We start from the raw sequence: 26,056 nt of genomic DNA on the forward strand, positions 1-26,056 counted from the left end.
CGCCGGCCGCTGTCGGGGCGCGTTTTACTCCGGCCGCAGTGCGACGTTGTTGAGCTTGTCGAGGCGCTCGGGCCAGTTGCCGTTTCTGGCGTGCTGCTGCAGGATGCGGGTCCAGGCGACCCAGGCATCCCATTGCACGCGCTTATCCCAGGCATTGCCCCATTGGCTGAAACACTGCAGCGCGCTGTCGGCAGCGGCCAGCGCATCGGCCTCGCGCCCGGCGCTCAGGTAGAGCTGGGCCAGCACCATCTGCGGCTCACCCACCCAGGGGTTGAGCTGCACGGCCTGCTCCAGCACACCGGTGGCCACATCCAGGTCCGTGAGCGGCTGGTCCTGCTGGATCACCGACCAGTAGAGCGACGCGGCCGCCGCATCGGCCGATGGACTCAGACCCTGGGTGCAGTTGGCAAACACCGGCGGCGTGGGCAGCAAGCCCTGCAAGGCCGGGTGCTGCAAGGCCAGGCCCAGGCTGGCAATCTGCGACAGCATGCGGCCGCTGGGGCGCATCGGGCCGGGCCAGAGCGAGGCCATCCAGTGCGCCTTTTGCGGACGCTGAGGCACCTGCGGGAAGCTGGAGAAAATATCGTCCTGCCAGCTGAACCACTGCTCGATGGTGTCGGCCATGCTGACGATGATGAAGGCGGCTACGGTATAGGGCGCAACCCGGCGCGGCGCGCCCTTGTGGTCCAGCAGCACGGCGCCATCGGGCTCGATGGCCCCAGCGAGCACCTTCTGCACAAACTGGGCGCGCGAGAGAATGCAGAACTCGTAGACCAGCTGCTCGGCAGGCTCGCCCACCAGCGCGGCGAGCTGGCTGCGCTCGCTGCTGGCATCGAACTTGACCAGGTCGACAAAGGCATTGCCGTAGACACTGTGCAGCAGGCCCAGCAGCTTGACATCTTCCGGTTGCTGCCACAGCTGCAAGGTCCGCGTCACCCCCAGCAAATGGTGGCGAAAGGTGCCGGCCTTGTGCCAGTCCTGACCCACATCGCGGGCCAGCACCACCGGCAAGGCCCGCGCCAGTGCCGGGTGGGCGTGGATCCAGTTCTCATCGAGCAAGGGCTTGGCCCGCAGCCATTGCGCGGGATCCAGCGCCTGCAGTGGCAGGGCATGTGCGGTGGCAGTGGCCGTGGCGGTGGGCAAGGCGGCATTCATGGCAGTCTCCAAGGCGTGGGCAATGCGCCATTGTAGGCAGCGCCCAGAGCGCGCAATGCCCTTGGGTGACAGCCGCGGCTGGCCCCAAGCAAAAAGCCCATGGGCAGGGCACATGGGCTTTGGACGGGCAAGCGTTTGCGCCAGCGGATTATTTGTGGCTCAGGCGCCGCACCGCCCAGTCACCCAGGCTTTGCACCAGCTGCACAAAGATGATCAGGATGACCACCACCGCCAGCATGATGTCCGGCAAAAAGCGCTGGTAGCCATAGCGGATACCCAGATCGCCCAGACCGCCGCCGCCAATGGCGCCGGCCATGGCCGAGTAGCCGGTCAGCGACACAAAGCTGATGGTCAGGCCCGCGACGATGCCGGGCAGCGCCTCGGGCAGCAGCACCTTCCAGACGATTTGCCAGGAGGTCGCACCCATGGCCTGGGCCGCTTCGACGAGGCCATGGTCCACTTCACGCAGCGAGGTCTCCACCAGGCGGGCGATAAAAGGCGCAGCGGCCAGCGTCAGCGGCACAATGGCCGCGGCCGTGCCGATGGACGAGCCGGTGATAAAGCGGGTGAACGGGATGATGGCGACCAGCAAGATGATGAAGGGTGTCGAGCGCACGGCATTCACCAGCCAGCCGACGATCTTGTTGGCAGCGCCGTTTTGCAAGATGCCGCCATGGTCTGTCAGGCGCAGAAACACACCCAGCGGAATGCCGATCAGCGCACCGGCCACGCCGGAGATGCCCACCATGATCAGCGTCTCCCACAAGGATGTGGCAAACAGCTGCAGCATCATTTCAGAAAAATTCTCAAACATCGATGACCTCTTTGCGGGTGTTAAGCGGCCGAGGCCTCGGTATTGACTTCCTGCACCATCACGCCCGAGGCGCGCAGCGCTTCCACAGCGGCATGGAGCTGGGCCAGATCACCGCTGGCGTAGACCGCCAGGAAGCCGAAGGTTTGGTCCTGGATCTCATCGACCTGGCCGTTGAGGATGCTCACATCCAGGCCAAAGTCACGGATCAGGCGCGAGAGGATGGGCTGGTAGGCGAGGTTGCCAGCATAGGACAAGCGCAGCAGCTTGCCCTGGCCGCTGGAGAGCGCACCATTGAGGCTGCGCACGCGGTCGATGACGCTGGCGGGCAGCTCCTGGGGCACGATCTCGTCGATCAGGCTCTTGGTGATGGGTTGCTGGGGACGGGTGAAGACCTCGATGACCGAGCCCATCTCGACGACCTTGCCGGCCTCCATCACCGCCACGCGGTCGGCGATCTGCTTGACCACCTGCATCTGGTGCGTGATCAGCACCACCGTCAAACCCATGTCCTTGTTGATCTGCTTGAGCAGGGCCAGCACCGAGCGCGTGGTTTCCGGGTCCAGCGCCGAGGTCGCCTCGTCGCTCAGCAGCACCTTGGGCTCGCTGGTCAACGCGCGGGCAATGCCCACGCGCTGCTTTTGGCCGCCCGACAGCTGCGAGGGGTAGCGGTCACTCAGCGCTGCCAGGCCCACCAGGTCCAGGAGCGGGTCCACGCGCTTTTTGATGGCAGCCTTGCTCATGCCTGCCAGCTCCAGCGGCAGCGCGGCATTGTCAAACACCGTGCGCGAGGACAGCAGGTTGAAGTGCTGGAACACCATGCCGATCTCACGGCGCGCAGCACGCAGCTGCGCATCGTCCATCGCCGTCAGCTCCTTGCCATTGACCACCACCTGGCCAGTGGTGGGGCGGTTGAGCAGGTTGATATTGCGCACCAGGGAGCTCTTGCCCGCACCACTGCGTCCGATGATGCCAAACACTTCACCAGCGGCAATGCTCAGATCGACACCGCGCAGCGCATGGACCGGGCCGTTTTTGCCCGGGTAGGTTTGGGTGATACCCCGTAGTTCAATCATTGGAATAAAGAAAGCGCCCTGCAGCTTGAGGCGGGCGCTCGAAAAACCGTGAATAGCCGTACTGTAAGCGATGCGACAGACAGCCGCAAAGAACGAAATTTTAGTTCTTTACAACCGCCGGTTATTTCACTAGGTCTTTTTTGTCATCAAAAAGCAGATAACGCAAGAATCCCTAGCGCTGCGGATTCTGGGTCTCGCGCAAAATGCGGGCCACCGCATCGGCCACTGCCTCACGGATGGTGCTGTCAATCTCCAGTTGCAGCGACGATTGCAGCAAGGCCGTCTGCTGCTCCACCACCTTCAGCACGGCAGCCGACAGGCGCGTGTCCAAGGTCTCCTGTACGCGCCGGGTGACGCGGCGGGTGATCGCGTCTTCGAGCGCCTGCGCCGTCTCGGCCGCGGACTCGACCAGGTGGCTGGTCGCATCCGACACGGCCATGCCCTCGCCGCCCAGCGCGCTTTGCACCAGGCCGGGGTTGCCCTGGCCATCGCTGTCATCCACCACCGCCCCTGCGCCTGCGGGCGGCAAGGCGGCCGCTGGGCCTACGCCCTGCACCAAGCTCGGAAGGCTGTTGCTGTCCGCTGCAGGCGGATTGGGGGCGGCAACAGCTTGCGCGCTGCTGCCCAATGGCAATGCTGCATCTGCCTGCTGCGCCCAGCCGCTGTAGGTGGGCAGGTCGGCAATATCGGCAGCGGGCTGCGCCCAGGCGCCCGAGGCCGGCACATCCGCATCGCGGCGCCTGCGCAGCACATCCACGCCAGCCGGTGTGCTGTCGGGCGCGCCCGCGGCAGCCCCGCCGGGCACCACCTGGGGCAGCGCGTCCGCGGCGTCCTGTGCGGCTTCCTCGGTCAAGGTGGGCACAAACTTGGGAGGGATTCTGGACTCGGTCATGGCTCAGTCCTCCGACTTCATCACCAGATCGCGGCGCTCGATGGCATAGCCCATGGCGGCGTAGGCGCGCCAGCGCACCCTCGCCTGCTGCCGGTCCTGCTCATCGTCGGCACTGACCACCTCGATCACCCGCTCAAAGCGGGTAACGTCAGCGGGCATCTCCGAGCCCAGGTTCAGCAGCACGCGGGTATGCGGCAGGTTATCGGCCAGCTCACTCAGCAGCACCGTGGGCGAGCGCTCAAGCACCTGCGGCGCGGCATCCCCCCGGCAGTGGGCCAGAAACTGGCTGGCACCACCAAAGGACCACAGCGCCTCGTCGAGTTGGGCCACCATGGCCGGCTCGCCGAGCACCACCAGCGGAATATCCATGCGCTGGAGCTTGCGCGCCAGCTTGCAGGCATAGGCCAGCTTGCTGGGCGCGTTGAAGTGAAAGGCTACCGTCGTGGAGGTCGTCATAAGGCAGGCTGTGCTTATTGGGCGTCCGCCTTGTCAGCGCCGTCCACATTGACCGCAGCCTTGCCCGGCTTGGCCGCTGCGGCAGGCTTGTCCGCCTTGCTGGCCTTGGCGGGCTTGACCGTCTTGGCTTGTTCGGCAGGTGCTGCGCCTTGGGCGCTGCCAAGCAGGTACTGCAGCAGCAAGCCCACCGGGCGGCCGGTGGCGCCCTTCTTGGCGCCGCTGCGCCAGGCGGTGCCGGCGATATCCAGGTGCGCCCAGGCCATGCTGCCGACAAAGCGCTGCAGGAACTTGGCGGCCGTGATGGCGCCGGCCGGCCGGCCGCCGACATTGGCCACATCGGCAAAGTTGGTCTTCAGGCCTTCGGCGTATTCGTCATCGAGCGGCATGCGCCAGCAGGTATCTTGCGCCTGCTCGCCAGCGGCTTGCAAGGCCTGGGCCAGCGCATCGTTGTTCGAGAACAGGCCGCTGCGCTGGGCGCCCAGCGCAATCACGCATGCACCGGTCAAGGTGGCGATATCGACCACGGCGCTGGGCGAGAAGCGCTCGGCATAGGTCAGCGCATCGCAGAGCACCAGACGGCCTTCGGCGTCGGTGTTCAGGATTTCGATGGTCTGGCCGCTCATGCTGGTGACCACATCACCGGGCTTGACCGCGCCGCCATCGGGCATGTTTTCGCAGGCCGGGATCAGGCCCACCACATTGATCTCGGGCTTCAACTCAGCCAGCGCACGGAAGGTGCCCAGCACGCTGGCAGCGCCCCCCATGTCGTACTTCATCTCGTCCATATCGCCCGCAGGCTTGATGGAGATGCCACCGGTATCAAAGGTGATGCCCTTGCCCACCAGCACCACCGGTTGGCGGTCCTTGTCGGCGCCGTGGTAATGCAGCTCGATAAAGCGCAGCGGCTCCTTGGAGCCCTGGGCCACGGCGATGAAGGCGCCCATACCCAGCTTGGCCACGTCCTCGGGCTTGTGGATCTTGCACTTGATGCGCTTGTGCTCTTCGGCCAGCGATTCGGCCGCATCGGCCAGCAGCTTGGGCGTGGCGTAGTTCGCAGGGCGGTTGGCCCATTCGCGGGCAAAGGCCACGCCCTGGGCGGTGGCCTTGGCCACCTCAAACGCCTGCTCCAGCTCAGGAGCATTGGGCGCGCCCAGCACCACGGACTTGAGCGCCACGGCCTTGGCCGATGGCTTGGTGGTGCGGTAGAGGTAGGCGCTGTCTGCCAGGCATTGCAGCAATGCGTGCAGCGAAGCAGCGTCAAGCGGCTGGGCGCTCACAACAGCTGCGCGCTCGATGCCCTCACGCGTCAGTGGAGCGGAAGCAGCCGCCAGCGCCTGGCGCACGGCCTGGGGGGAGCCATCGCCAATGCCCAGCAACAACAAATGCCGGGCTTCGATGGCGGGCACCGCATACATGGCCAGCAACTTGCCGGTTTTTGCCTCAAAATCACCATTTCTCTGCGCGTGCGCAATCAGGGTAGACAATGCATCACTGGTTTTGGGCTGCTTGTCAGCCACCAACACGATCAGCAGGTCGCCAGACTGCAATGCGGCCGAAGCCAAATCCAGAGTTTTGAGTTCAAAGTTCATAATCGGTGCTTTCCTTCTCGCCAATGTTATTCGATTCCTCGATCCGTAAAGAGCTATCCCGCAGCTTTGGTGCCACCTTGGTGGTGCTGGTGACTGTGGTGATGACGATGATGCTCATCAAAGTGCTGGGCCAGGCCTCGCGTGGCAGCGTCAACCCTTCCGATGTGTTGCTGGTGATGGGCTACACCGTGCTGGGCCAGTTGCCCACCATTTTGAGCCTCTGCCTGTTCATTGCGGTGGTGGCGACTTTGTCGCGCATGTACCGCGACAGTGAAATGGCCGTGTGGTTCAGCAGTGGTCAAAGTCTGGTCAGCTTTCTGCGCCCGCTGATGCGCTTTTCCTGGCCCATCATGGTCGTCATTGCGGTGCTGGCCTTGCTGGTATGGCCCTGGGCCAACCAGCAGATTGTGCAGCTTCGCGCGCAATATGAACAGCGCGGAGATGTCGACCGCATCGCGCCTGGGGAATTCCAGGAGTCGTCCGACGGCTCGCGCGTGTTCTTCATCGACCGCGACCGCAACTCGGACCTCGAGGCGAGCAATGTCTTCATCGTCACCAACGAAGAGAAGAAGGACACTGTGACCAGCGCCAAGAGCGCCCACCTCGAAGTGCAGGAAAACGCCCGCGTTGCCGTGCTCAATGACGGCCAGCGCATCGAGAAATCCAAGGACAATCCGGGCCTGAAGGTCAGCGACTTCAAGGAATACGGCACCCGCATCGGCAGCGCCGCCACGATTGACCCCAACGACATGGGCGCCGTGAAAAACATCCCCACGCGCGAGCTGATGGCCAGTGACCAGCCCCGCCTGCTGGGCGAGCTGGGTTACCGCCTGGGCCTGGCGATCGCCGCGATCAATTTTGTCGTGCTGGGCCTGGCCATGGCCAGCGTCAACCCGCGCGCGGGCCGCAGCAGCAGCCTGGTGTTCGCCCTGTTTGCCTTCATCGTCTATTACAACCTCATGACCTTTGCCCAGAACTGGGTGTCTTCGGGCAAAGCCTCGCTGCCGCTCTCCTTCGTGCTGATCCACGGCTTGACGGCCCTGCTCGCCTGGACCTTGCTGCTCAGCCGCAACCAGCAGTTCTCGCTGATGCAATGGGTACGCCGCAAGGGGAGCCGCGCATGAAGACCTTTCGCAAAATGATCTACCGGGACATCGCCGTGACCGTCGGCTTTGTCACCCTCGCCTTCCTGGCACTGTTCTTTTTCTTTGACCTGGTCGATGAGTTCCGCTGGATCGGTACCGGCACCTATGAGCTCAAGGATGCGCTGTTGAGCGTGGCGCTCAACATCCCCAACCACATCTACGAGCTGCTGCCCATCACCGTGCTGATCGGCACCATCTTTGTGATGGCGCGCATGGCGCAGACTTCCGAGTTCACCATTCTGCGCACCAGTGGCCTGGGCCCCTGGCAAGCGCTGGGCAGCCTGCTGAGCATTGGCCTGGCCTTTGTGGTGCTCACTTTTGCGATTGGCGACTATGTGGCGCCTGCCGGTGAGCAGGCCAGCCAGCTGGTGCGCGCACAGCGCTTTGGCCAGCTGAGCACGGGCCGCACCGGCGCCTGGCTGCGCGAGAAGCGCGAGGACGGCATGGCCGCGATCAATGTGCGCGCCATCTCGCCCGAAGGCGATCTGCAGCGCGTGCGGGTCTACAACTTCGACGACCAGGGCCGCATCCAGATGCAGCTCACGGCCGCCGGCGGCAAGTTTGGCAATGGCGTCTGGCACCTGCACCATATCCAGGAGCAACGCTATTACCTGGGCGACCAGCGCCAGGCACGGGTCGAGGTCAAGAACCTGGACACCATGGACTGGCCGACTGCGGTGACCAGCAGCATGGTGGCCGCGGCCGTGCTCAAGCCCGACCAGATGAGCACCTACGACCTCTTCCTCTACGTGAGCCATTTGCAGGCCAATGGCCAAAGCGCGCAGCGCTACGAGATCGAGCTGTGGCGCAAGGTGTTCTACCCCATCAGCTGCCTGGTGATGGTCGTGCTGGCGCTCCCCTTTGCCTACCTGCATTTCCGCTCGGGCGGCATCACCGGCTATGTGTTTGGCGGCGTGATGGCGGGCATCAGCTTCTTCCTGCTCAACAATGTGTTCGGCTTTGCCGGCAATCTGCAGAACTGGCACCCGATGCTGACCGCGGCGGCCCCCGGGCTGATCTACTCACTGCTGTCGCTGGGGGCCTTTGGCTGGCTGGTGCTGCGAAGGTAGCGGGGCCACGCGCCCCGCTCCACACCCAGGACGGCTCTACGCATCCTGAAGCACAAAGCCCTGCTGTCGCAGGGCTTTGTTTTGGGCCATGCCCATCACCCAGCGTTCGCCTCAGGCGTCTTCGTGCGGCAGCGACAGCGCAGCTGCCATCTCCCGCACCAGATCGGTCTGGGAGATGATGCCCACCAGCTTGCCCTGCCGGTTGACTACCGGCACATGGTGCAGCTGGGCGCGCGAGAAGATCGCAATCAGGTCGACCATGCGGTCGTAGCTGCCCACCTTGGAGACCTCGGCGGTCATCAAGTCGCCCACCCGCTGGCCGCTGTCTTTCTTGCGCAGCACCCAGTGCTTGAGTTTGCTGCTGAGCGCGGTCGGTGTCGCCGTCAGCGCGTGGTTGAGCAGATCGGTGGCCGTGATGATGCCCACCACCCGCTGCGCGGCATCGACCACCGGCAAGGCCTTGACGCCATGCTGCTGCATGAGGGCCCAGGCGTCCTGGACGCTGCCCTCGGGCCGCGTGGCATGCACCGGGTGGGACATGACATCTTCGCAGCGCATATTGCCCAAGGTGCGTTTGAAGGCGGCCTGGCTTGCGCCCTGCAGCAGCGCTTCCAGATCGGCGCGGCTGACATCGAGCACGCCATTGAAGCGCTCCAGCGCCTCGTCCAGATCACTGCCCTCGATGCGCGCGCTCGAGGCGCGTGAGGGTTGTGCGGCCTGCGCCTTCTGGCTGTGCTGGGGTGCGGGGTAGCGCTTGCCGGTCATGCGGTTGTAGGCGGTGGCCAGCAGCACCAGAACGACCAGGTTCAGCGCCACCGGGTTGAGCAGCACCGATACATCGTGCCAGCCCTGAATCGCCATCCACATCGCCAACGCCGCGCCCGGCGGGTGCAGGCAGCGCAGCACCACCATCACCATGATGGCCAGGCCCACCGCCACAGCCGCTGCCAGCAGCGGATCGGGAAACACCAACACCGCCACCCAACCGGCCAGCGCCGACAGCATCGAGCCGCCAATCACCGGCCAGGGCTGCGCCATGGGGCTCGATGGCGTGCCGATCAGCAGCAAGGCACTCGCTCCCATCGCGGCAAACAGCCAGGGGCTGTGGTCATGCTGACCCCAGGTCTGGCTGGCCATGCCTGTGAGCCACAGCACCACCATTGCGCCCACGACCATGCGCGCCAGCTCCAGCCCATTGACATGCGCCGCTGATGGCAGAAAGTTGCGCAACCACAGCTGCAGCCGCGCGCGGCGGCTGACCGAGCCTGGCGCAGCATTTGCGGGTTGCGATGGGGGGCGTGCTGAAGACATGGCGAGACAGAAGGCGAGATCAAGGCTGGAGGTCTGTCATCATAATCAGACGCTGGACTACAGGCACAGCCGGTGCTGTCGCCCCTGCAGGCAGCATCGGCATCACGACCCCAGCATTTGGCGACAAATTGTCAGCATATGGCCGACAAAAGCTGCATTTCACAACGCAATTTGTCATCGGTACGACACAGTGTCGATAGAATCGGCGGTTTACTGTGACGGCCCTGACCATGCGCGATCGAATTGCTGTTTTGCCCCAATACCTGCTGCCCAAGAAATGGATGACCGCGCTGGCCGGCTCATTGGCGTCGGCAGAGCTGGGCGGCGCAACCACCCGCTTCATCCGCTGGTTTGTCGGCAAGTACCAGGTCAACATGGATGAAGCGGCGCAGCCCGATATTGCGCAGTACAAGAGCTTCAACGATTTCTTCACCCGCGAGCTGCGCGCAGGCGTGCGGCCGATGGCCCAGGCCGACCTGGTCTGCCCGGTCGATGGCGCCATCAGCCAGTGCGGCGCCATTGCGCAGGACCAGATCTTCCAGGCCAAGGGCCACAGCTACAGCACCACCGCGTTGCTCGGCGGCGATGCGCAGCTGGCCGCGCAGTTCAACAACGGCCAGTTCGCCACCATCTACCTCAGCCCGCGCGACTACCACCGCATCCACATGCCGCTGCGCGCCAAGCTGCAAAAGATGGTCTATGTGCCCGGGGACCTGTTCTCCGTCAACCCGCTGACCGCGCGGGGCGTGCCCGGGCTGTTTGCCCGCAACGAGCGCGTGGTCTGCGTGTTTGAATCGCGCATTGGCCCGGTCGTGATGGTGCTGGTGGGCGCGACCATTGTCGGCAGCATGTCCACCACCTGGCACGGCCAGGTCAATCCCCCCCGCACCCGCAAGGTGCGCAGCTGGGACTACCAGACCCAGCCGATTGTGCTCGAACAAGGCGATGAGATGGGCCGCTTTTTGCTGGGCTCGACCATCGTGCTGCTGCTGCCCGAAGGCAAAAGCGCCTTCAACGCCGACTGGGCCGCGGCCAAGCCAGTGCAACTGGGCGAGGCCATGGGGTCTTTCAGCCGCTAAGGCCACCAACTACCCTGCTCTCACCACAAGCCGCCGCTGGGCGGCTTTGTTGCTTCTAGTCAGCCAGGGGCAGCAACTGGCGCCGGCTGCGAAACACATGCGCCTGCCCCGTGACCGGATCGACAAAGCGCAGCTCACGCGCCAGCAGCTGCAAGGGCCGCGAGAAGTCACCCTCGGGCGGGTCATTGACCTCCGGGTAGAAGGCATCGTTGCGGATCGGCAGCCCCAGCGCCGCCATGTGCACACGCAGCTGGTGGCGCTTGCCGCTGACGGGCTTCAAGGCATAACGCGCCCAGGCGCCCTGCTGCTCCAGCAGCGCCATATGGCTGTGGCTGTTGGGCTCGCCAGGCACCTCATGCATCAGAAAAAAACGCTGGCTCTCTTCCATGCGGCTGCGGTGCTCACGCGGAAACACCAAGTCCGTCCGCCAGGGCGCCACTGCCTCATAGCTCTTGTCCATCGCCCGGTCACGAAACAGGGCCTGGTACTGGCCACGCGTGGCTGCATCCTTGGACAGCAGCAGCAGCCCGGCGGTATCGCGGTCGATGCGGTGCAGCGGTGACAGATGGGCATTGCCGGTCGCGTTCTTCAGCCGCACCAGCAAGGAGTTCTGCACATATTTTCCCGTCGGCAGCACCGGCAGGAAATGGGGCTTGTCCACCAGCAGCAGGCGCTCGTCCTCATACAGCACCTCGGCATCAAAAGGGATGGGCAGCTCCTGCTCGACCTTGCGCCAGTAGTACACCCGCATGCCGGGCACAAAGGCTTGTGTGGGGCCCAAACTCTGGCGCGCGCCATCGACCACATCGCCCGCCTGCAGGCGTTCGAGCCACTGCGCAGCGCTGACCAGCGGCAGGCGCTGGGCCAGAAAATCCAGCAGCAGCCCCTCTCCGCGCGAGGGAAGCACCACGCAGCTGGGGCTTACGCCGTCGCGCATCCAGGTAGAAGGGTCCGTCTGTATCGTCATCTCGCTGGCGATTGTAGTCATCTCTTTAGGGGCATGAAGGCTGGGCACAATAGCCGCACTTGCAGGCGTCCGGACTGCCTTGCACTGCAACCTAACTACAAGCACTTCAAACAATAACAGGCCATGACCGCCAACGCTTCTTCCGCCTCCAACGTCGCCCTCCATCCCGTCGCTCAAGAGGAGCGTGTTTTCAATGGCTGGCATCTGGCCTCGCTGTGGTTCAGCTTAGGGGTGGGCCTGCTGGTGATGCAGGTGGGGGCCTATCTGATGCCTGCGCTGTCCACGCCCGAGGCTCTGATGGCGATTGTCGGCGGCTCGGTGGTGGGGGCGGGACTGCTCGCCTGGGTGGGCAAGATCGGCTGCGACACCGGTCTGTCCAGCGCCGGACTGATCCACCATGTCTATGGCCGCCACTTTGCCAAGCTGCCGGTGCTGCTCAATATCGTCCAGCTGCTGGGCTGGGGTGCGTTCGAGCTGGTGGTGATGCGCGAATCGACGGTGGCCATTGGCCGCCAGGCAGGCGGCATGCAGGCCGCGTACTGGCCCTGGCTGGCCACCTTGCTCTGGGGCGGCCTGCTGGTGGCATTGATGACGGGCTCCATGGTGCGGCTGGTGCGCCAGCTGATCTCGCGCATCGCGCTGCCGCTGGTGGTGCTGTCGCTGCTGTGGCTGAGCTGGCAGTTTGTCGGCATGGCGCTGCAGCAAGGCCTGCCCGCGCTATGGAGCAGGCCAGGGGCTGGCGGCATGGGCGTGATGCCCGCGCTCGACCTGGTGGTGGCCATGCCCATTTCCTGGCTGCCGCTGGTGGCCGACTATGCCCGCTACGGGCGCCATGGCCGCAGCGCGATGGCCGGCACCTGGATCGGTTTTGGCATTGCCAATATCTGGTGCTATGCGCTGGGCGTGCTGGTGGCTTTGGTGCTGCCCAGCACCGACCTGGTGGCCGCCTTGCTGCTGGCCCAGGGCGGTCTGGTTGCGCTGTCGCTGGTGCTGCTCGACGAAGTGGACAACGCCTATGGCGATGCCTACTCGGGCGCGGTATCGGCCCACAGCCTGCTGCCCGCCTGGCGTGTGCGTACCTGGGGCATTGTGATGGCGGTGGCCAGCACCGGCCTCGCCATGGTGCTGCCGATGCACAGCCTCGAGCCGTTCTTGCTGATCCTGAGTTCTGTCTTTGTACCGCTGTTTGGCGTGATTTTGGGCCGGCTGTCATGGGGCGGCTACCAGCTCTCTTACCCGCAGGCCGGCGTGCAGCTGCTGCCGCTGGCGCTGTGGCTGGGCGGCATCGCGCTCTACCACAGCCTGGCCGCCTGGGCGCCGCAAGCGGGATCGGCCTTGCCGACCCTGGCGCTGACCTTTGTGCTGGCCTTTGCCACCCGCCCCAAGGCATGAACGCCAGCCCGAAAACGGTTTAGACGGAATCCTCGTCGAACAGCGAGGCCTCAAAGCTGGAATTGACAAAGCCCTCGGTCGACTCCAGCACCGCGGCCACCAGCTGCGCCGTGGTCTTGGCTGCGCCCCGGTGTGCCTGGGCAAACTGCAGTGCCGCGCGGCGCATGCGGCTGTGGCGGCTCGTATCGCTGGCGATGGCCACAGCCTGCTGCAGGCCCTCGTCCATGCCTGCCACGCGCAGGGCGGCATCGGCTTGCACGCTGCTGTCTGCCGCCTGCGCAAAGTTAAAGGTATGCGGCCCCATGACGACTGGGCAGCCGCAAGCGGCCGCCTCGATCAGGTTCTGCCCGCCCAGCGGTGCAAAGCTGCCGCCCAGCAAGGCCACATCGGCCAGACCGTAGTACAGCTGCATCTCGCCCATGCTGTCGCCCAGCCAGACATCGGCGGGCTGCGGCCCGCTCTGCCACTGGCTGCGGCGCGATACCTGCAAACCGGCGCCCTGCAGCAGTTGCACGATCTCGTCAAAACGCTGCGGGTGGCGCGGCACCAGCAGCCATTGCACGCTTGCGGCGGCTTGCGGGTCGCTGCTGCGCAGCTGCGCCAGCGCCTGCAGCCACAGGGCCTCCTCGCCCTCACGGCTGCTGGCCAGCATCACCACCGGTTTGCCCGCCGCCTGGTGCCAGGCCTGGCCCTGGGCCAGTTGCGCGGCATCGGGCTCGACATCGAATTTCAAATTGCCCAGCACCGCAGTCACCTCGGCGCCTGCGGCGCGCAGGCGGCTGGCATCAGCCTCGGTCTGGGCGATCACCGAGCGCAGGCTGCGGTAGGCCGGGCGCGCGAGCCAAGCCAGGCGCTGGGCGCCGCGCAGCGATTTCTCATTGAGCCGGGCATTGGCCAGCACCAGCGGTATATGTTCGCGCTGGCAGCCAGCGGCCAGCCCCGGCCACATCTCCGTCTCCATCAGGATGCCGATGGTGGGGCGGAAATGGCACAAAAAGGCGCTGACACTGGCGCAGTCATCCCAGGGCTGCCAGACCTGGATATCGCCGGGCAGCAACAGCTTTTGCCCTTCTTCACGGCCGGTGGCCGTGCCATTGGTCAGCAGCAGGCGCAAGGCCGGTATCTGCAGCCGCAGCTCGCGCAGCAAGATGGCAGCAGCCCTTGTCTCGCCCAGCGAAACCGCATGGATCCAGACCAGCGGCATCTCGGGCACGGCCTGGTAGCGCGGCAGGTCGCCATAATTGCCAAAGCGCTGCTCCACCCTCTGGGCGTAGCCAGGCTCCTGCACCGCGCGGCGCGCCAGCTTGCGCCGCACCAGCGGGCGGGCAAGCCGTGCGACCCAGCCGTAGAGCGTCAGGCTCAGACCCATGGACTGCGTCGTCCTTCAGTGCGACGCACTGCCGATGACGGCATCGGGCTTGACCTTGAGCAGCAGCGCCTTCATCTCGTTCTGGATGCGGTGCAGGGCTGCCTGGGTATGGCCTTCAAAGCGCAGCACCAGCACCGGCGTGGTGTTGCTGGCACGGATCAGGCCAAAACCATCGGGCCAGTCCACGCGCATGCCATCAATGGTGTTGATCTGGGCCGGCGCGCTGAACACATCGGCCGCCATCTCCTGGAGCTGGGCGCTCAGCTTGTGCGGCTCGCCCTCCTGGCATTCCACATTGAGCTCGGGCGTGCTGTAGCTGCTGGGCAGCGCATGCAGCAGCGCGCAAGGGTTTTGGGCCTTGCTCAGGATCTCCAGCAGGCGGCAGCCGGCGTAGGTGCCGTCGTCAAAGCCGTACCAGCGCTCCTTGAAGAAGATATGGCCGCTCATCTCGCCGCCCAAAGGCGCATTGGTCTCGCGCATGCGGGCCTTGATGAGCGAATGCCCGGTCTTGTACATCACCGGTTTGCCGCCGGCCGCCTCAATGGCCGGCGCCAGGCGCTGCGAGCACTTGACGTCGTAGACGATCTCGCCACCAGGCACGCGCGAGAGCACATCCTGGGCGAACAGCATCATCTGGCGGTCGGGGAAAATATTCTGCCCATCCTTGGTCACGATACCCAGGCGGTCGCCATCGCCATCAAAGGCCAGGCCCAGTTCCGCATCACCGGTCTGCAGTGCCTCGATCAGGTCGCGCAGGTTCTCGGGCTTGCTGGGGTCGGGATGGTGGTTGGGGAAGTTGCCATCGACCTCGGAGAAGAGCTCAGTCACCTCGCAGCCCAGCGCGCGGAAGATGCCAGGTGCGGTGGCGCCAGCAATGCCGTTGCCGCTGTCCACGACGATCTTCATGGGCCGCGCCAGCTTGATGTCCGAGACGATGCGCTCGACATAGGCGGCCGTCACATCGGCCTGGCGCAGCTTGCCGCCGCCCTGGAAGCGCCAGCATTCCTTCTCCATGATCTGGCGCAGTTTCTGGATCTCTTCGCCATAGATCGCGCGGCCGGCCAGCACCATCTTGAAGCCGTTGTAGTCCTTGGGGTTGTGGCTGCCGGTCACCTGGATGCCGCTGTGGCACAAGGTGCTGGCGGCAAAATACAGCATGGGCGTGGTCACGCGGCCCACATCGATGACCTCGATACCGGCTTCCACCAGGCCTTGCATCAGCGCGCGGCTGAGCGCATCGCCTGACAGCCGGCCATCACGCCCCACGGCGACCACCAGCTCGCCAGCGGCAATCGCCTGCTGGCCAAAGGCCCGGCCCAGCTTCAGTGCCACGCTCTCGTTGAGCGTGCTCGGCACAACGCCGCGGATGTCATAGGCTTTGAAGATTGCAGAAGAAATCGGCACAGAACTCACCTTGTTGTTGGCGCAAAACAGGCATGAAAAACGGCCTCCATGAGAAGCCGCGCCTTTGCTGCGAGACAGCTATTGTAGGCACGCTCGAGGCGATGGCCGGCCAGTTGTCCATATGGTGACCAGGGCGCCGCAGCGCCAAACGCACAATGGGACCCAGCCAGACGCGGGTTTGCCGCGCCGCCACTGCGCTTTTACTGCTCCTTGCACGGCGCGCATCAATACACCGCAAGAATGTCACCAATGGCAAGTACGGTGCCCGCTAGCATGCTGTCTGCCCTTGCGAGATCCTATGCGCCCCACCCCATCCTCTGCTGCTGCGTCTGTCCCTAGCCCCGCCCTTGCCGCGGCTGCGCCGAGCGCCAGCCGCTGGCTGCCCCCCTTTGTGCTGCTGGCGGTGCTCTGGGGCGCGTCCTTTCTGTTCATGCGCCTGGGCGCTTCGCAGTTTGGTGCCGTGCCTACGGCCGGCTTGCGTGTCATCCTGGCTGCGCTGTTTTTGCTGCCGCTGATGCTGCTGCGCGGCGAATGGCCCGCGCTGCGCCAGCACTGGAAGCCGGTGCTGTTCTCGGGCATCATCAATTCGGCCATTCCTTTTTCGCTGTTCGCCTATGCGGTGGTTTATATGCCCACCGGCATGGCCTCGGTGCTCAATGCCTGCGCCCCGCTGTTTGGCGCCTTGGTGGCCTGGCTCTGGCTGGGCGACCGCATCACCGGCCTGCGCGTCACCGGCCTGTTGATCGGCTTTACCGGCGTGGCCCTGCTCGCGCTGCATGACAAGCCCGCCACCGCTGGCGCGGCCAGCTGGAGCGCCTATGCCGCGATCGCCGCCTGTCTGTGTGCGTCACTGAGCTACGGCGTGGCAGCCAGTTTTGCCAAGCGTTACCTGGTGGGCGTGCCGCCCCTGGCCACTGCCACCGGCAGCATGGTCGGTGCCAGCCTGTGCTTGCTGATCCCGACGATTGCGATGTGGCCCAGCCAGACGCCGTCCTGGGGCTCGTGGTTGGCCGTCGCGGCCCTGGCGCTGCTGTGCACCAGCGTGGCCTATATCCTGTATTTCCACATCATCCAGACGGCCGGGCCGAGCCGCGCGATTGCGGTCACCTTTTTGGCGCCAGTGTTTGCGCTGGTCTATGGCAACTGGTTTTTGGCAGAACCCATCACCGCCTGGATGCTGGGGTGCGGTGCCGTCGTGATTGGCGGCACCATGCTGTCGACGGGGCTGATTGCCCGCAAGCGGGCCTGAGTGGAGATCAGGATTTTTTGGGGTCGTGCTTGCAGTCGGCGCATAGTCCCTGCAGACGCAGCTCGGTCTGTTCCGGCGCCAGGCCCTGCTCCTGCAGCACCTGCAGGTACTGCGCCATCGCCTGGTTGACCTGGGCCGTGGCGGCGTCACCGGCACGCTCCTCCAGGCTTTGCACCGAATGGCAGTCGGTGCATTCATAGCGCACCTGCAGCGGCTCCTGTGCTTCAGCCCGCAGCGCATAGCGCGTCAGGCGCTCGGCATCTACACTTTTGACCAGCTTGCCGGCAGCGGCCAGGCGGTCGAGCAGGCGGTAGCTGGTGACCCGGTTGACATCGACGCCCATCTTCTGCAGACGGGCCTGCACCTCGGCCACGGACCACTGCATGCCCGGCTGGCTGCCGACCAGAGCCAGCAAGGCCTTGGTGGCGCGCGTGGCACGCATGCCGGGCGGCAGGGACTGCACGCTTAAAGCGGCAGTGGCGGGGGATGGAGTGCGGGCGGACATCGGTGGCTGGGAGCAATGGCTTTGATGCAATTGTGTTGCATTATGCCCATCGTGCGGGCCCGGCAGGCAAGCGGCCCTACTTCAACCAGTCTGCAAAGCGGGTTTCCAGCTTGTCGACCTTGGGCGCCACCACGTAGGTGCAATAGGGTTGGCGCGGGTTGTTGTCGAAATAGTCCTGGTGGTAGGCCTCGGCGTTCCAGAAATGCTGCAGCGGCTCCACCTCGGTGACCACCGGCGCGCCCATCTGACCCGAGGCATTGAGCTTGTCGACAAAGGCCTGGGCCTGGGCCAGCTGTTCGGGCGTGGTGGTGTAGATGCCGCTGCGGTACTGCGGGCCCACATCGTTGCCCTGGCGGTTGAGCGTCGTCGGGTCATGCGTCGCAAAGAAGATGTGCAGCACCTTATCGAGCGGCAGCACCTGCGGCTCGAACGTCAGCTCTACGCATTCGGCATGGCCCGTCGTGCCCGTGCAGACCTGCTCGTACGTGGGATTGGCGATCTGGCCATTGGCATAGCCGCTGACGACCTTGACAACGCCACGCACCCTCCCGAACACGGCCTCGGTACACCAAAAACAACCACCGGCGAGATAGATTTTTTCCACGGGGGACTGGGTTTCACTGGACATCATGACTCCGGCAACAAAAAGGGCAAAAATGGACTCCGGCTCACTGAGAAAAGGCGGGGGCCGGAACCATTTTTAGCAGAGAAAAAGACAGCCTGATGCCAATGGGTGCTCTATTTGTTTCAGGTCGTTTTGCTTGACTTGTCGCGGGCAGCCGCCTACATTACTAACCCACTGGTCATTAACTGTTAGATTGCGTTGCCCACCGTGTCCACCCCGCCTTCCCCCCCTGCTGTGGCCACGCCTGCGCCCCGCCGCAGCCGCCGCAAAGAGGCCCGGCCCGGCGAGCTGCTGGATGCGGCGCTGGACCTGTTTGTCAGCAAAGGCTATTCGGCCACCAAGGTCGAAGAAGTGGCCCGCCAGGCTGGCGTCTCCAAGGGCACGCTGTTTCTGTATTTTCCGAGCAAACAAGAGCTGTTCCAGGCCGTGGTGCGCCATGTGCTCAGCAGCCGCTTTGCCGAGTGGGATCTGGAGCTCGACAGCTACCAGCATGACACGGCCACCTTGGTCCACTACTGCTACGAGGTCTGGTGGCAGCGCATTGGCTCGACCAAGGCCTGCGGACTGCCGCACTTGGTGATGGCCGAGGCGCATAACTTTCCCGAGATCGCGGCCTTCTACCGCCAGGAAGTGGTGCTGCCCGGCAACCGCCTGATCGAGCGCGTGCTGCGCCGGGGCATGGAGCGCGGTGAGCTCGCCCCGCTGGACCTGGACTATGGCGTGACCCTGGTGCTGGCCCCGCTGATCTTTTGCGCCAGCGTCAAAAGCACCGGCGGCTTTTGCCTGCCCAGCCCGGATTTTGATGTGCCACGTTTTTTGCAGATGCAGGCCGATGCGCTGATGCATGGGCTGGGCCGCCCACCTCAGGGTGCTGTCCCATGAAGCGCGCACTGCCCTGGCTGGCCGCTGCCGTGGTCGTCGCCCTGCTCGCCAGCGGGCTGTGGCGTGGTTTGAAAACCCAACAGCAGCGCCAGCAAGCCCTCGCCCAGGCCGAGCAGGCCAAGGCGCAGGCGGTCTACCAGCTGGCCGCCAGCGACGCGATCACCGTGGCGCCGCAGACCCTGGTGCTGAGCCTGCCCATCAGCGGCACGGTGCAGGCGGTGCATACCGCCATCATCAAGGCCCGCATTGCCGGCGAGCTCCAGCAGCTGCAACTGCGCGAAGGGGACCCGGTGCAGGCCGGCCAGGTCGTCGCCCGGGTGGACAGCACCGAGAGCCAGGCCCGCCTGGCCCAGGCCCAGCAGCAGGCCGATGCCGCCCGCGCGCAGCAAGATATCCAGCAGCGCCAGTACGACAACAACCGCGCGTTGGCCAACCAGGGCTTTATCTCGGCGACGGCCCTTGAATCTTCGCAGTCGCAGTTACAGGCTGCGCAGGCCAACTACCAGGCGGCCCGCTCGGCCGCGGATGTGCTGCGCAAAAACCTCAGTGATACCGTGTTGCGCAGCCCCATCCAGGGCCAGGTGGCCCGCAAATGGGTCAGCAACGGTGAAAAGGTCGGGCCGGACGCCAATGTGCTGGAGATTGTCGACCTGCGTGAGCTGGAGCTGCAGGCCCAGATGCCGGCGGCCGATTCGCTGCAGCTGCGCCTGGGCCAGACAGCGCAGTTGCAGGTCGATGGCAGCGGCCAGACCGTCAGCGCGCAGGTGGCGCGCATCAACCCCCAAGCCGACGCCAGCAGCCGCAGCGTGACGGTGTATTTGCGCATTGCGCCGCCAGCGGCGCCCGCAGGCGCTGCCGCACCGGCGCTGCGCCAGGGGCTGTACCTGCAGGGGCAGTTGGCTACCGGCGAGCTGCAGACGCTTGCCGTGCCGCTGGCTGCCGTGCGCACCGACAAGCCCGAGCCTTATGTGCAGTTGCTGAGCCCAAACGGCGGATCGGGCGAACGCAGCGATACGCTGCGGGTACAGCACCAGCCCGTGGTGCTGGGCGCGCGCAGCCAGCGCGATGGCAAGACCTGGGTCGCGGTGACCCAGGGCCTGCAGGCCGGCCAACGCATTCTGGGTGGCCAGGTGGGCCAGCTGCGCGCAGCGACGCCGGTGCGGCTGGCCCCTGCGCCAGATGCCGCCCCAAAGCATGCGCCTAAGTCTGCAGCACCGCCCCCATCCGCATTGCCCGCGTCCTGATCCATGTGGTTCACCCGCCTCAGCCTGAACAACCCGGTGCTGGCCACGATGATGATGGCCGCGCTGGTGGTGCTGGGCCTGTTCTCGCTGCAGCGCCTCAAGGTCGACCAGTTTCCCAATATCGATTTTCCGGTGGTCGTCATCACGGTCGATTACCCCGGCGCTGCGCCGGAGATTGTCGAGAGCGAAGTCACCAAAAAAATCGAGGAAGCGGTCAATGCGGTCGCCGGCATCAGCGCCCTTACCTCGCGCAGCTACGAGGGCACGGCCGTCATCATCATGGAGTTCCAGATCTATGTGGACGGGCGCCGCGCGGCTGAGGATGTGCGCGAGAAGATCGCTGCCGTGCGCCCCTTGCTGCGCGACGAGGTCAAAGACCCGCGCGTGATCCGCTTTGACCCGGCGGACGCCGCCGTCTGGTCGCTGGCCCTGCTGCCCGATCCGAGCCGGGGCACGCCACCGAGCGCGATTGCGATGACCTCCTGGGCGGACCAGGTGCTCAAGAAGCGCCTCGAGAATGTGCGCGGCGTGGGGGCCGTGAGCCTCGTGGGCGGCACACCGCGCGAGATCAATGTCTACCTGAATCCGCAGCAGATGGAGGCGCTGTCCATCTCGGCGAGCGAAGTGGCCGATGCCGTGCGCCGCGAAAACCAGGATCTGCCGCTGGGCTCGGTGCGCTCGCGCGAGCAGGACCGGCTGGTGCAGATTGACTCCCGCATGAAGCGGCCCGAGGACTTCAACCAGATCATCGTGGCCCGCCGCAATGGCGCGCCCATCTACCTGCACCAGGTAGCGCGCGTGCAGGATGGCGCGCAGGAGCTGAAGAACCTGGCCTTGTACAACGGCACGCGCACCCTGCTGCTGTCGATCCAGAAATCGCAGGAGGAAAACACCATCGAGGTGGTCGACGGCCTGCGCCGCGCGGTGGCCGAGATCACGCCCGAGCTGCCGCCGGGCCTGCGGCTGGAGCCGATTGCCGATGCCTCGCGCCCGATACGGGTTGCCGTAGACAATGTGCGCCAGACCCTGGTCGAGGGGGCCGTGCTCACGGTGCTGATCGTGTATCTGTTCCTGCACTCCTGGCGCTCGACGGTCATCACCGGGCTGACCTTGCCGATCTCCATCATCGGCACCTTCTTTTTCATGTATGCCTTTGGTTTCACGATCAATATGGTGACCCTGATGGCCTTGTCGCTGTGCGTGGGCCTGCTGATCGATGACGCCATCGTCGTGCGGGAGAACATCGTGCGCCACCTGCAGATGGGCAAATCGGCCTACCGCGCGGCGCTGGAAGGCACGCAGGAGATTGGCCTGGCCGTTCTGGCCACCACCTTGTCGATCGTCGCGGTGTTTCTGCCCATTGGCTTCATGGGCGGCATCATCGGCAAGTTCTTCCATGAGTTTGGCCTGACCATTGTGGTCGCCGTGCTGCTGTCGATGTTTGTCAGCTTCACCTTGGACCCGATGCTCTCCAGCGTCTGGCATGACCCCAGCGTGCACAAGGGCGGCAAGCCCGCGCGCAACGGGCTTGCACGGGCGCTCGACCGGGCGCTGGCCGGCTTTGAGGCCGCCACCGAGCAGCTGAGCGCCGGCTACCAGCGCATGCTGGCCTGGGCGCTGCGCCACCGCTTGACCAGCCTGCTGGTGGCGCTGGCGATCTTTATCCTCAGCCTGCTGCTGCTGCCACTGCTGGGCACCGAGTTTGTGCCGCGCGCTGATTTTTCCGAAACCCAGATCCGCTTCAATGTGCCAGTGGGCGCGTCGGTGGAGGCGACCGAGGCGCGCGCGCGCCAGGTCGAGGACGTGGTGCGCCGCAACCCGGCCGTGCGCTACACCTTGACCACCATCAACACCGGCAATGCCAACGGCAAGAACTACGCGAGCATGTATGTGCGCCTGGTGGACCGCAGCGAACGCAGCCAGGATGTGCAGCAGATATCGGCCAGCCTGCGCGCTGAGCTCAACCAGATCGCCGGCATCCAGGTGACGCACGTGGGCCTGCTCGAAGCGGTGGGCGGCCAAAAGCAGGTGGAGTTTTCACTGCAAGGCCCGGATCTGCAAGAGCTCGAGCGCCTGGCGCGCCAGGTGAGCGAGCGCCTGCAGCACATCCCCGGCTTGGTGGACCTCGACAGCAGCGTGCTGGAGCGCGAGCCCATCGTGCAGCTGCAGTTCAACCGCGATGCCGCGTCCGACCTGGGCCTGCCGATGGGCCAGGTGGCCACCGCATTGCGCACGCTGGTGGAAGGCGACACGGTGGGCAACTGGCGCGCGGGCGACAACCAGACCTATGACGTGCGGGTGCGCCTGGCGCCCGAGGCGCGCGAGAACCCGCAGATGCTGGCCCAGCTGCCGCTGACGGCGATCGGCGCCAATGGCCAGCCCCATACGGTGCGCCTGAGCCAGCTGGCCACCTTGACCGAGACCACCGGCCCCAACCGCATCAACCGCCGCGCGATGAACCGCGAAGTCGCCTTCAATGCCAACGCCAACCAGCGCAGCGCCGGCGAAGTGGCAGCCGATATCCGCGCGGTGCTGGCGCAGACCACCTTCCCGCCCGGCTACCGCTATGAATTTGCCGGCAGCACCAAGAACATGCAGGAGTCGTTTGGCTACGCGCTCTCGGCACTGGCCTTGGCGGTGATCTTTATCTACATGATCCTGGCCAGCCAGTTCCGCAGCTTTTTGCAGCCGCTGGCGCTGATGACCTCGCTGCCACTGACCTTGATTGGCGTCGTGCTCACCTTGATGATGTTTGGCACCACCTTGTCGATGTTCTCGATCATCGGCGTCATCTTGCTAATGGGCCTGGTCACCAAGAATGCGATCTTGCTGGTGGACTTTGCGATACGCGCCCGCCAGCCCCAGCCTGGCGAAGACGGCCAGATGGTGCCGGGCCTGCCGCGTGAGCAGGCACTGCTGCTGGCGGCCCAGGTGCGGCTGCGCCCCATCTTGATGACCACCCTGGCCATGGTGTTTGGCATGGTGCCGCTGGCCTTTGCGATGAGCGAAGGGGCCGAGCAGCGCGCGCCACTGGGCCAGGCGGTGATTGGTGGGGTGATCACCTCGTCGCTGTTGACCCTGGTGGTGGTGCCCGTGGTGTACTGCTACCTCGATGATTTTGCGAAATGGGCCTCTCAAAAGTGGCGGCGTCCCGCTATGGAACCCTAAGCGGCCTAAAATAAGGGGTTTTTTCTTGCCCCACCCCCAACAAGCCAACCGGAGTCTGCAATGAGTTTGCCACTGAACATGTCCCCCAGCACGGATGATAAATACCGCGCAGCACGCTACAACATGGTCGAGCAGCAGGTTCGCCCCTGGAGCCTGGGCGACGAACAGGTGCTGGCGCTGATCGGCACGCTGCGCCGTGAAGAATTTGTTCCCGATGGCCTGCAGGACATGGCGTTCATGGACATCCAGCTGCCACTGCTGGGCGATGACGGCGAAGAAGCCGTAGCCAATGGCCACTGCATGCTTCCTCCCCGCGTCGAAGCACGCGTGCTGCAGGACCTGAAGCTGCAAGCCCATGAAAACGTGCTCGAAATCGGCACCGGCTCGGGCTACATGGCTGCACTGATGTCGCGCCTGGCCAAGCAGGTCACCTCGCTGGAGATCGAGCCTGCGCTGGTCGAGCTGGCCCGTGCCAACCTGCACCGCGCCCAGATCAAGAATGTCGATGTGGTGCTGGAAGATGGCTCCAACGCCCAGGCCATCGGCGGCAGCTATGACGTGATCGTGCTGAGCGGCTCGGTCTACGAAGTGCCAGCGGCGCTGCTCGACAAGCTCAAGGAAGGCGGCCGTCTGATCGCTTTTGTGGGCACCGAGCCGATGATGCGCACCACCGTCTACACCCGCACGCAAGGCAAGCTGACGATCAGCCAGCCTTGGGACACCGTGGTGGCCCGCCTCAAGGGCTTTGCCGAGGCACCCCGCTTCAAGTTCTGATGACCCCCGCAGCGCGGCGGCCTTAGGGCCGGCTGCGCTGCAGAAAGTGATGTATGGAGCAAATCCGCCCCGCGCAACTCAACGAATGGCTGGCCCAGCATGCGGACCAGAACCCCCTGGTGCTGGATGTGCGCGAGCCCTGGGAGCTGCAGACTGCCTCGGTCAAGCCCGAAGGTTTTGAGCTGCTGAATATCCCGATGCAGCAGATTCCCGCGTCGCTCAACCTGCTCGATGAAGACCGCCCCATCGCCTGCCTCTGCCACCACGGCATGCGCAGCATGCAGGTCGCCGTGTTCCTGGAGCGCCAGGGCTACAGCCAGGTCAGCAACCTGACCGGTGGCATCGACCTCTGGACGGCCGAGCGCGACCCCTCGGTGCCGCGCTACTGACCTGCGGCCCGCGCCGTTTGCGGCGCGGCATCGGGCCTCTGGCCTGGCCGCGCCTCCCCTTGTACCACCCCCCTTCTGCACCATGCGCCAAGCCCCAGCCCTGCCTCGTCTGAGAACAACCCGCGCCGCAGCTGCTGCGCTGCTGCTGGGCCTGGCCCAGTTGCCGGCCCAGGCCCAGAGCCTGATGCAGATGGTGGAGCAGGCCAGCGGCTATGACGCGCAGTGGCAATCAGCCCGCGCCAACCTGGACGCGGCCATCTCCCGGGGCGAGCAGGCACGCGCCGGGCTGCTGCCGCAGGTGGGCCTGCAGGCGCAGTCGCAGTACAGCCACACGGCCATCAACAACCCCGAGCTGCGCCTGAACGGCCCCGACCACCAGATTGGCATCACGGCCAGCCAGCCGCTCTACCGCCCGGCCAACCGCATTGCGCTGGAACAAGGCAAATTGGGCGGCGATATCGCCCGGCTGCAGCTCGATGCCGCGAGCCAGGATTTGCTGGTGCGGGTGGCCCAGGCCTACTTTGATGTGCTGGCCGCGCAGGACAGCATGGTGTTTGTGCAGGCCCAAAAGGCTGCCGTCAAGGAGCAGCTGGCCGCTGCCAAACGCAACTTTGATGTGGGCACGGCCACCATCACCGATTCGCGCGAAGCCGAGGCCCGCTATGACCTGGTGCGTGCGCAAGAGATCGCCGCCGAGAATGACCTGACCGTCAAGCGCCTGGCGCTGGACAATGCCGTGGGCACGCCTGGCAACCAGCCCTGGCCGCTCAAGCAACCGGTGCTGCTGCCGGCGACCACGCCCGACAATGTGCTGATGTGGGTGGACCAGGCCCAGAGCGAGCAGCCCCAGATCCGCATCGCCCAGTTGGCCACCACCAACGCCCGGCTGGACACCAAGAAGGCCGAAACCGGCCACCTGCCCACCATCGACCTGCAGGCCACTGTTGGCCGCCAGCTCTACCCCAAGGGCAGCATCACCATGCCCACCCATGGCTACAACGCCAACCAGGCCACCGTGGGCGTGGTGCTCAATGTGCCGCTGTTTGCCGGTTTCTCCGTGCAGAACCGGGTCAAGGAAACCCTGGCGCTGGAGAGCAAGGCAGAGGCCGACCTGGACAATGCCCGCCGCACCGTGGCGCAGAACGTGCGCAGCGCCTTCTTTGGCCTGCAGTCCAACGCCAGCCAGGTCAAGGCACTGGAAGCCGCCGAGGCATCGAGCCAGCTCGCGCTCGATGCCAACCTGACCGGCTACCAGGTGGGTGTGCGCATCAATATCGATGTGCTCAACGCCCAAAGCCAGCTCTACCAGACCAAGCGCGACCTGGCCCTTGCCCGCTACAACACCTTGCTCGGCCAGCTCAAGCTCAAGCAGGCGGCCGGCACCTTGGCGCTGAACGATATCGAGGTGCTGGACCGCAGCATGCTGACCAGCACGGCACCTGCTGCGGCAATCCCAGCTGCGCTGCCTGCAACCCAGCCCGCACGCTAAAGCGCTCCGCGCGCC

Annotated in this window: 23 protein-coding genes; 11 read left to right on the forward strand and 12 right to left on the reverse strand. The window is 65.2% G+C overall.

Annotation, left to right across the window (positions count from 1 at the left end; all coding sequences use genetic code 11):
- Window positions 1-24: 24 nt before the first annotated feature.
- From DCO45_RS00110 to DCO45_RS00135, 6 genes are all read right to left on the reverse strand, one after another.
- On the reverse strand, window positions 25-1,155 hold the full coding sequence (locus DCO45_RS00110) for a DUF6817 domain-containing protein (RefSeq protein ID WP_116924451.1): 1,131 nt from the start codon (window positions 1,153-1,155) through the stop codon (window positions 25-27).
- A 148-nt stretch (window positions 1,156-1,303) separates the two neighbouring features.
- On the reverse strand, window positions 1,304-1,969 hold the full coding sequence (locus DCO45_RS00115) for a methionine ABC transporter permease (protein WP_021025822.1): 666 nt from the start codon (window positions 1,967-1,969) through the stop codon (window positions 1,304-1,306).
- A 20-nt stretch (window positions 1,970-1,989) separates the two neighbouring features.
- Window positions 1,990-3,042 (reverse strand): methionine ABC transporter ATP-binding protein, encoded by a 1,053-nt coding sequence (locus DCO45_RS00120; RefSeq protein WP_116923961.1) that lies wholly within the window; start codon window positions 3,040-3,042, stop codon window positions 1,990-1,992.
- 172 nt (window positions 3,043-3,214) lie between these two features.
- Window positions 3,215-3,934: a hypothetical protein gene (locus DCO45_RS00125; protein ID WP_116923962.1), complete on the reverse strand. Its 720-nt coding sequence runs from the start codon at window positions 3,932-3,934 to the stop codon at window positions 3,215-3,217.
- Window positions 3,935-3,937: 3 nt separating this feature from the next.
- A complete protein-coding gene (locus tag DCO45_RS00130) occupies window positions 3,938-4,390 on the reverse strand; it encodes a DNA polymerase III subunit chi (protein WP_116923963.1) in 453 nt (150 codons plus the stop codon).
- 14 nt (window positions 4,391-4,404) lie between these two features.
- Window positions 4,405-5,979 carry a leucyl aminopeptidase gene (locus DCO45_RS00135; protein WP_116923964.1) on the reverse strand — a complete coding sequence of 525 codons (1,575 nt, stop codon included), beginning with the start codon at window positions 5,977-5,979 and terminating at the stop codon, window positions 4,405-4,407.
- A gap of 23 nt (window positions 5,980-6,002) precedes the next feature.
- Here DCO45_RS00135 and lptF point away from each other — a divergent pair, with 23 nt between their 5' ends.
- Window positions 6,003-7,103 (forward strand): LPS export ABC transporter permease LptF, encoded by a 1,101-nt coding sequence (gene lptF, locus DCO45_RS00140; RefSeq protein ID WP_116923965.1) that lies wholly within the window; start codon window positions 6,003-6,005, stop codon window positions 7,101-7,103.
- Window positions 7,100-8,194 carry an LPS export ABC transporter permease LptG gene (lptG, locus tag DCO45_RS00145; RefSeq protein ID WP_116924452.1) on the forward strand — a complete coding sequence of 365 codons (1,095 nt, stop codon included), beginning with the start codon at window positions 7,100-7,102 and terminating at the stop codon, window positions 8,192-8,194. The genes lptF and lptG overlap by 4 nt, the downstream gene beginning before the upstream one ends.
- Before the next feature lie 111 nt (window positions 8,195-8,305).
- On the opposite strand, the gene DCO45_RS00150 is transcribed toward lptG, so the two are convergent.
- Window positions 8,306-9,505, reverse strand: coding sequence for an HPP family protein (locus tag DCO45_RS00150; RefSeq protein ID WP_116923966.1), 1,200 nt, complete (start codon window positions 9,503-9,505; stop codon window positions 8,306-8,308).
- 230 nt (window positions 9,506-9,735) lie between these two features.
- On the opposite strand from DCO45_RS00150, the gene asd reads away from it, so the two are divergent.
- A complete protein-coding gene (gene asd, locus DCO45_RS00155; protein ID WP_116923967.1) occupies window positions 9,736-10,584 on the forward strand; it encodes an archaetidylserine decarboxylase in 849 nt (282 codons plus the stop codon).
- 55 nt (window positions 10,585-10,639) lie between these two features.
- Here the strand turns inward: asd and DCO45_RS00160 are convergent, their stop codons facing one another.
- Window positions 10,640-11,572: a pseudouridine synthase gene (locus DCO45_RS00160; RefSeq protein WP_243419196.1), complete on the reverse strand. Its 933-nt coding sequence runs from the start codon at window positions 11,570-11,572 to the stop codon at window positions 10,640-10,642.
- Window positions 11,573-11,674: 102 nt separating this feature from the next.
- On the opposite strand from DCO45_RS00160, the gene DCO45_RS00165 reads away from it, so the two are divergent.
- Entirely contained in the window at window positions 11,675-12,943 is a 1,269-nt protein-coding gene (locus DCO45_RS00165) for a cytosine permease (protein ID WP_116923969.1), read from the forward strand.
- Window positions 12,944-12,962: 19 nt separating this feature from the next.
- Here the strand turns inward: DCO45_RS00165 and DCO45_RS00170 are convergent, their stop codons facing one another.
- Both DCO45_RS00170 and DCO45_RS00175 read right to left on the reverse strand, forming a co-directional pair.
- The gene (locus tag DCO45_RS00170) at window positions 12,963-14,312 is read right to left on the reverse strand and encodes a 3-deoxy-D-manno-octulosonic acid transferase (RefSeq protein WP_116923970.1); all 1,350 of its coding nucleotides are present in this window, start codon (window positions 14,310-14,312) and stop codon (window positions 12,963-12,965) included.
- A 15-nt stretch (window positions 14,313-14,327) separates the two neighbouring features.
- Window positions 14,328-15,716 carry a phosphomannomutase/phosphoglucomutase gene (locus tag DCO45_RS00175; protein ID WP_116923971.1) on the reverse strand — a complete coding sequence of 463 codons (1,389 nt, stop codon included), beginning with the start codon at window positions 15,714-15,716 and terminating at the stop codon, window positions 14,328-14,330.
- Between the two features lie 298 nt (window positions 15,717-16,014).
- Between DCO45_RS00175 and DCO45_RS00180 the strand changes: the two genes are divergently transcribed.
- On the forward strand, window positions 16,015-16,965 hold the full coding sequence (locus DCO45_RS00180) for a DMT family transporter (RefSeq protein ID WP_116923972.1): 951 nt from the start codon (window positions 16,015-16,017) through the stop codon (window positions 16,963-16,965).
- 7 nt (window positions 16,966-16,972) lie between these two features.
- Here the strand turns inward: DCO45_RS00180 and DCO45_RS00185 are convergent, their stop codons facing one another.
- Window positions 16,973-17,470, reverse strand: coding sequence for a transcriptional repressor (locus tag DCO45_RS00185; protein ID WP_133247954.1), 498 nt, complete (start codon window positions 17,468-17,470; stop codon window positions 16,973-16,975).
- Between the two features lie 76 nt (window positions 17,471-17,546).
- Entirely contained in the window at window positions 17,547-18,098 is a 552-nt protein-coding gene (msrA, locus tag DCO45_RS00190; protein ID WP_116924453.1) for a peptide-methionine (S)-S-oxide reductase MsrA, read from the reverse strand.
- A 195-nt stretch (window positions 18,099-18,293) separates the two neighbouring features.
- On the opposite strand from msrA, the gene DCO45_RS00195 reads away from it, so the two are divergent.
- From DCO45_RS00195 to DCO45_RS00220, 6 genes are all read left to right on the forward strand, one after another.
- A complete protein-coding gene (locus tag DCO45_RS00195; protein ID WP_116923974.1) occupies window positions 18,294-18,977 on the forward strand; it encodes a TetR/AcrR family transcriptional regulator in 684 nt (227 codons plus the stop codon).
- Window positions 18,974-20,221, forward strand: a complete 1,248-nt coding sequence (locus DCO45_RS00200) for an efflux RND transporter periplasmic adaptor subunit (RefSeq protein ID WP_116923975.1) — start codon at window positions 18,974-18,976, stop codon at window positions 20,219-20,221. The genes DCO45_RS00195 and DCO45_RS00200 overlap by 4 nt, the downstream gene beginning before the upstream one ends.
- A 3-nt stretch (window positions 20,222-20,224) precedes the next feature.
- Window positions 20,225-23,389 carry an efflux RND transporter permease subunit gene (locus DCO45_RS00205; RefSeq protein ID WP_116923976.1) on the forward strand — a complete coding sequence of 1,055 codons (3,165 nt, stop codon included), beginning with the start codon at window positions 20,225-20,227 and terminating at the stop codon, window positions 23,387-23,389.
- Window positions 23,390-23,449: 60 nt separating this feature from the next.
- Window positions 23,450-24,163 carry a protein-L-isoaspartate O-methyltransferase gene (locus DCO45_RS00210; RefSeq protein ID WP_021025840.1) on the forward strand — a complete coding sequence of 238 codons (714 nt, stop codon included), beginning with the start codon at window positions 23,450-23,452 and terminating at the stop codon, window positions 24,161-24,163.
- Window positions 24,164-24,216: 53 nt separating this feature from the next.
- Window positions 24,217-24,552, forward strand: coding sequence for a rhodanese-like domain-containing protein (locus DCO45_RS00215; protein WP_116923977.1), 336 nt, complete (start codon window positions 24,217-24,219; stop codon window positions 24,550-24,552).
- Between the two features lie 82 nt (window positions 24,553-24,634).
- Window positions 24,635-26,041 carry a TolC family outer membrane protein gene (locus DCO45_RS00220; RefSeq protein ID WP_116923978.1) on the forward strand — a complete coding sequence of 469 codons (1,407 nt, stop codon included), beginning with the start codon at window positions 24,635-24,637 and terminating at the stop codon, window positions 26,039-26,041.
- Window positions 26,042-26,056 lie beyond the last annotated feature (15 nt).

The organism is Comamonas sp. JNW (assembly GCF_003105075.1).
Taxonomy (GTDB): domain Bacteria; phylum Pseudomonadota; class Gammaproteobacteria; order Burkholderiales; family Burkholderiaceae_C; genus Comamonas; species Comamonas squillarum.

Coding starts and splice junctions, on each gene's coding strand:
- DCO45_RS00110 (WP_116924451.1), bottom strand. CDS start 1,155: ATGAATGCCGCCTTGCCCACCGCCACGGCCACTGCCACCGCACATGCC.
- DCO45_RS00115 (WP_021025822.1), bottom strand. CDS start 1,969: ATGTTTGAGAATTTTTCTGAAATGATGCTGCAGCTGTTTGCCACATCC.
- DCO45_RS00120 (WP_116923961.1), bottom strand. CDS start 3,042: ATGATTGAACTACGGGGTATCACCCAAACCTACCCGGGCAAAAACGGC.
- DCO45_RS00125 (WP_116923962.1), bottom strand. CDS start 3,934: ATGACCGAGTCCAGAATCCCTCCCAAGTTTGTGCCCACCTTGACCGAG.
- DCO45_RS00130 (WP_116923963.1), bottom strand. CDS start 4,390: ATGACGACCTCCACGACGGTAGCCTTTCACTTCAACGCGCCCAGCAAG.
- DCO45_RS00135 (WP_116923964.1), bottom strand. CDS start 5,979: ATGAACTTTGAACTCAAAACTCTGGATTTGGCTTCGGCCGCATTGCAG.
- lptF (WP_116923965.1), top strand. CDS start 6,003: ATGTTATTCGATTCCTCGATCCGTAAAGAGCTATCCCGCAGCTTTGGT.
- lptG (WP_116924452.1), top strand. CDS start 7,100: ATGAAGACCTTTCGCAAAATGATCTACCGGGACATCGCCGTGACCGTC.
- DCO45_RS00150 (WP_116923966.1), bottom strand. CDS start 9,505: ATGTCTTCAGCACGCCCCCCATCGCAACCCGCAAATGCTGCGCCAGGC.
- asd (WP_116923967.1), top strand. CDS start 9,736: ATGCGCGATCGAATTGCTGTTTTGCCCCAATACCTGCTGCCCAAGAAA.
- DCO45_RS00160 (WP_243419196.1), bottom strand. CDS start 11,572: ATGACTACAATCGCCAGCGAGATGACGATACAGACGGACCCTTCTACC.
- DCO45_RS00165 (WP_116923969.1), top strand. CDS start 11,675: ATGACCGCCAACGCTTCTTCCGCCTCCAACGTCGCCCTCCATCCCGTC.
- DCO45_RS00170 (WP_116923970.1), bottom strand. CDS start 14,312: ATGGGTCTGAGCCTGACGCTCTACGGCTGGGTCGCACGGCTTGCCCGC.
- DCO45_RS00180 (WP_116923972.1), top strand. CDS start 16,015: ATGCGCCCCACCCCATCCTCTGCTGCTGCGTCTGTCCCTAGCCCCGCC.
- DCO45_RS00185 (WP_133247954.1), bottom strand. CDS start 17,470: ATGTCCGCCCGCACTCCATCCCCCGCCACTGCCGCTTTAAGCGTGCAG.
- msrA (WP_116924453.1), bottom strand. CDS start 18,098: ATGTCCAGTGAAACCCAGTCCCCCGTGGAAAAAATCTATCTCGCCGGT.
- DCO45_RS00200 (WP_116923975.1), top strand. CDS start 18,974: ATGAAGCGCGCACTGCCCTGGCTGGCCGCTGCCGTGGTCGTCGCCCTG.
- DCO45_RS00205 (WP_116923976.1), top strand. CDS start 20,225: ATGTGGTTCACCCGCCTCAGCCTGAACAACCCGGTGCTGGCCACGATG.
- DCO45_RS00210 (WP_021025840.1), top strand. CDS start 23,450: ATGAGTTTGCCACTGAACATGTCCCCCAGCACGGATGATAAATACCGC.
- DCO45_RS00215 (WP_116923977.1), top strand. CDS start 24,217: ATGGAGCAAATCCGCCCCGCGCAACTCAACGAATGGCTGGCCCAGCAT.
- DCO45_RS00220 (WP_116923978.1), top strand. CDS start 24,635: ATGCGCCAAGCCCCAGCCCTGCCTCGTCTGAGAACAACCCGCGCCGCA.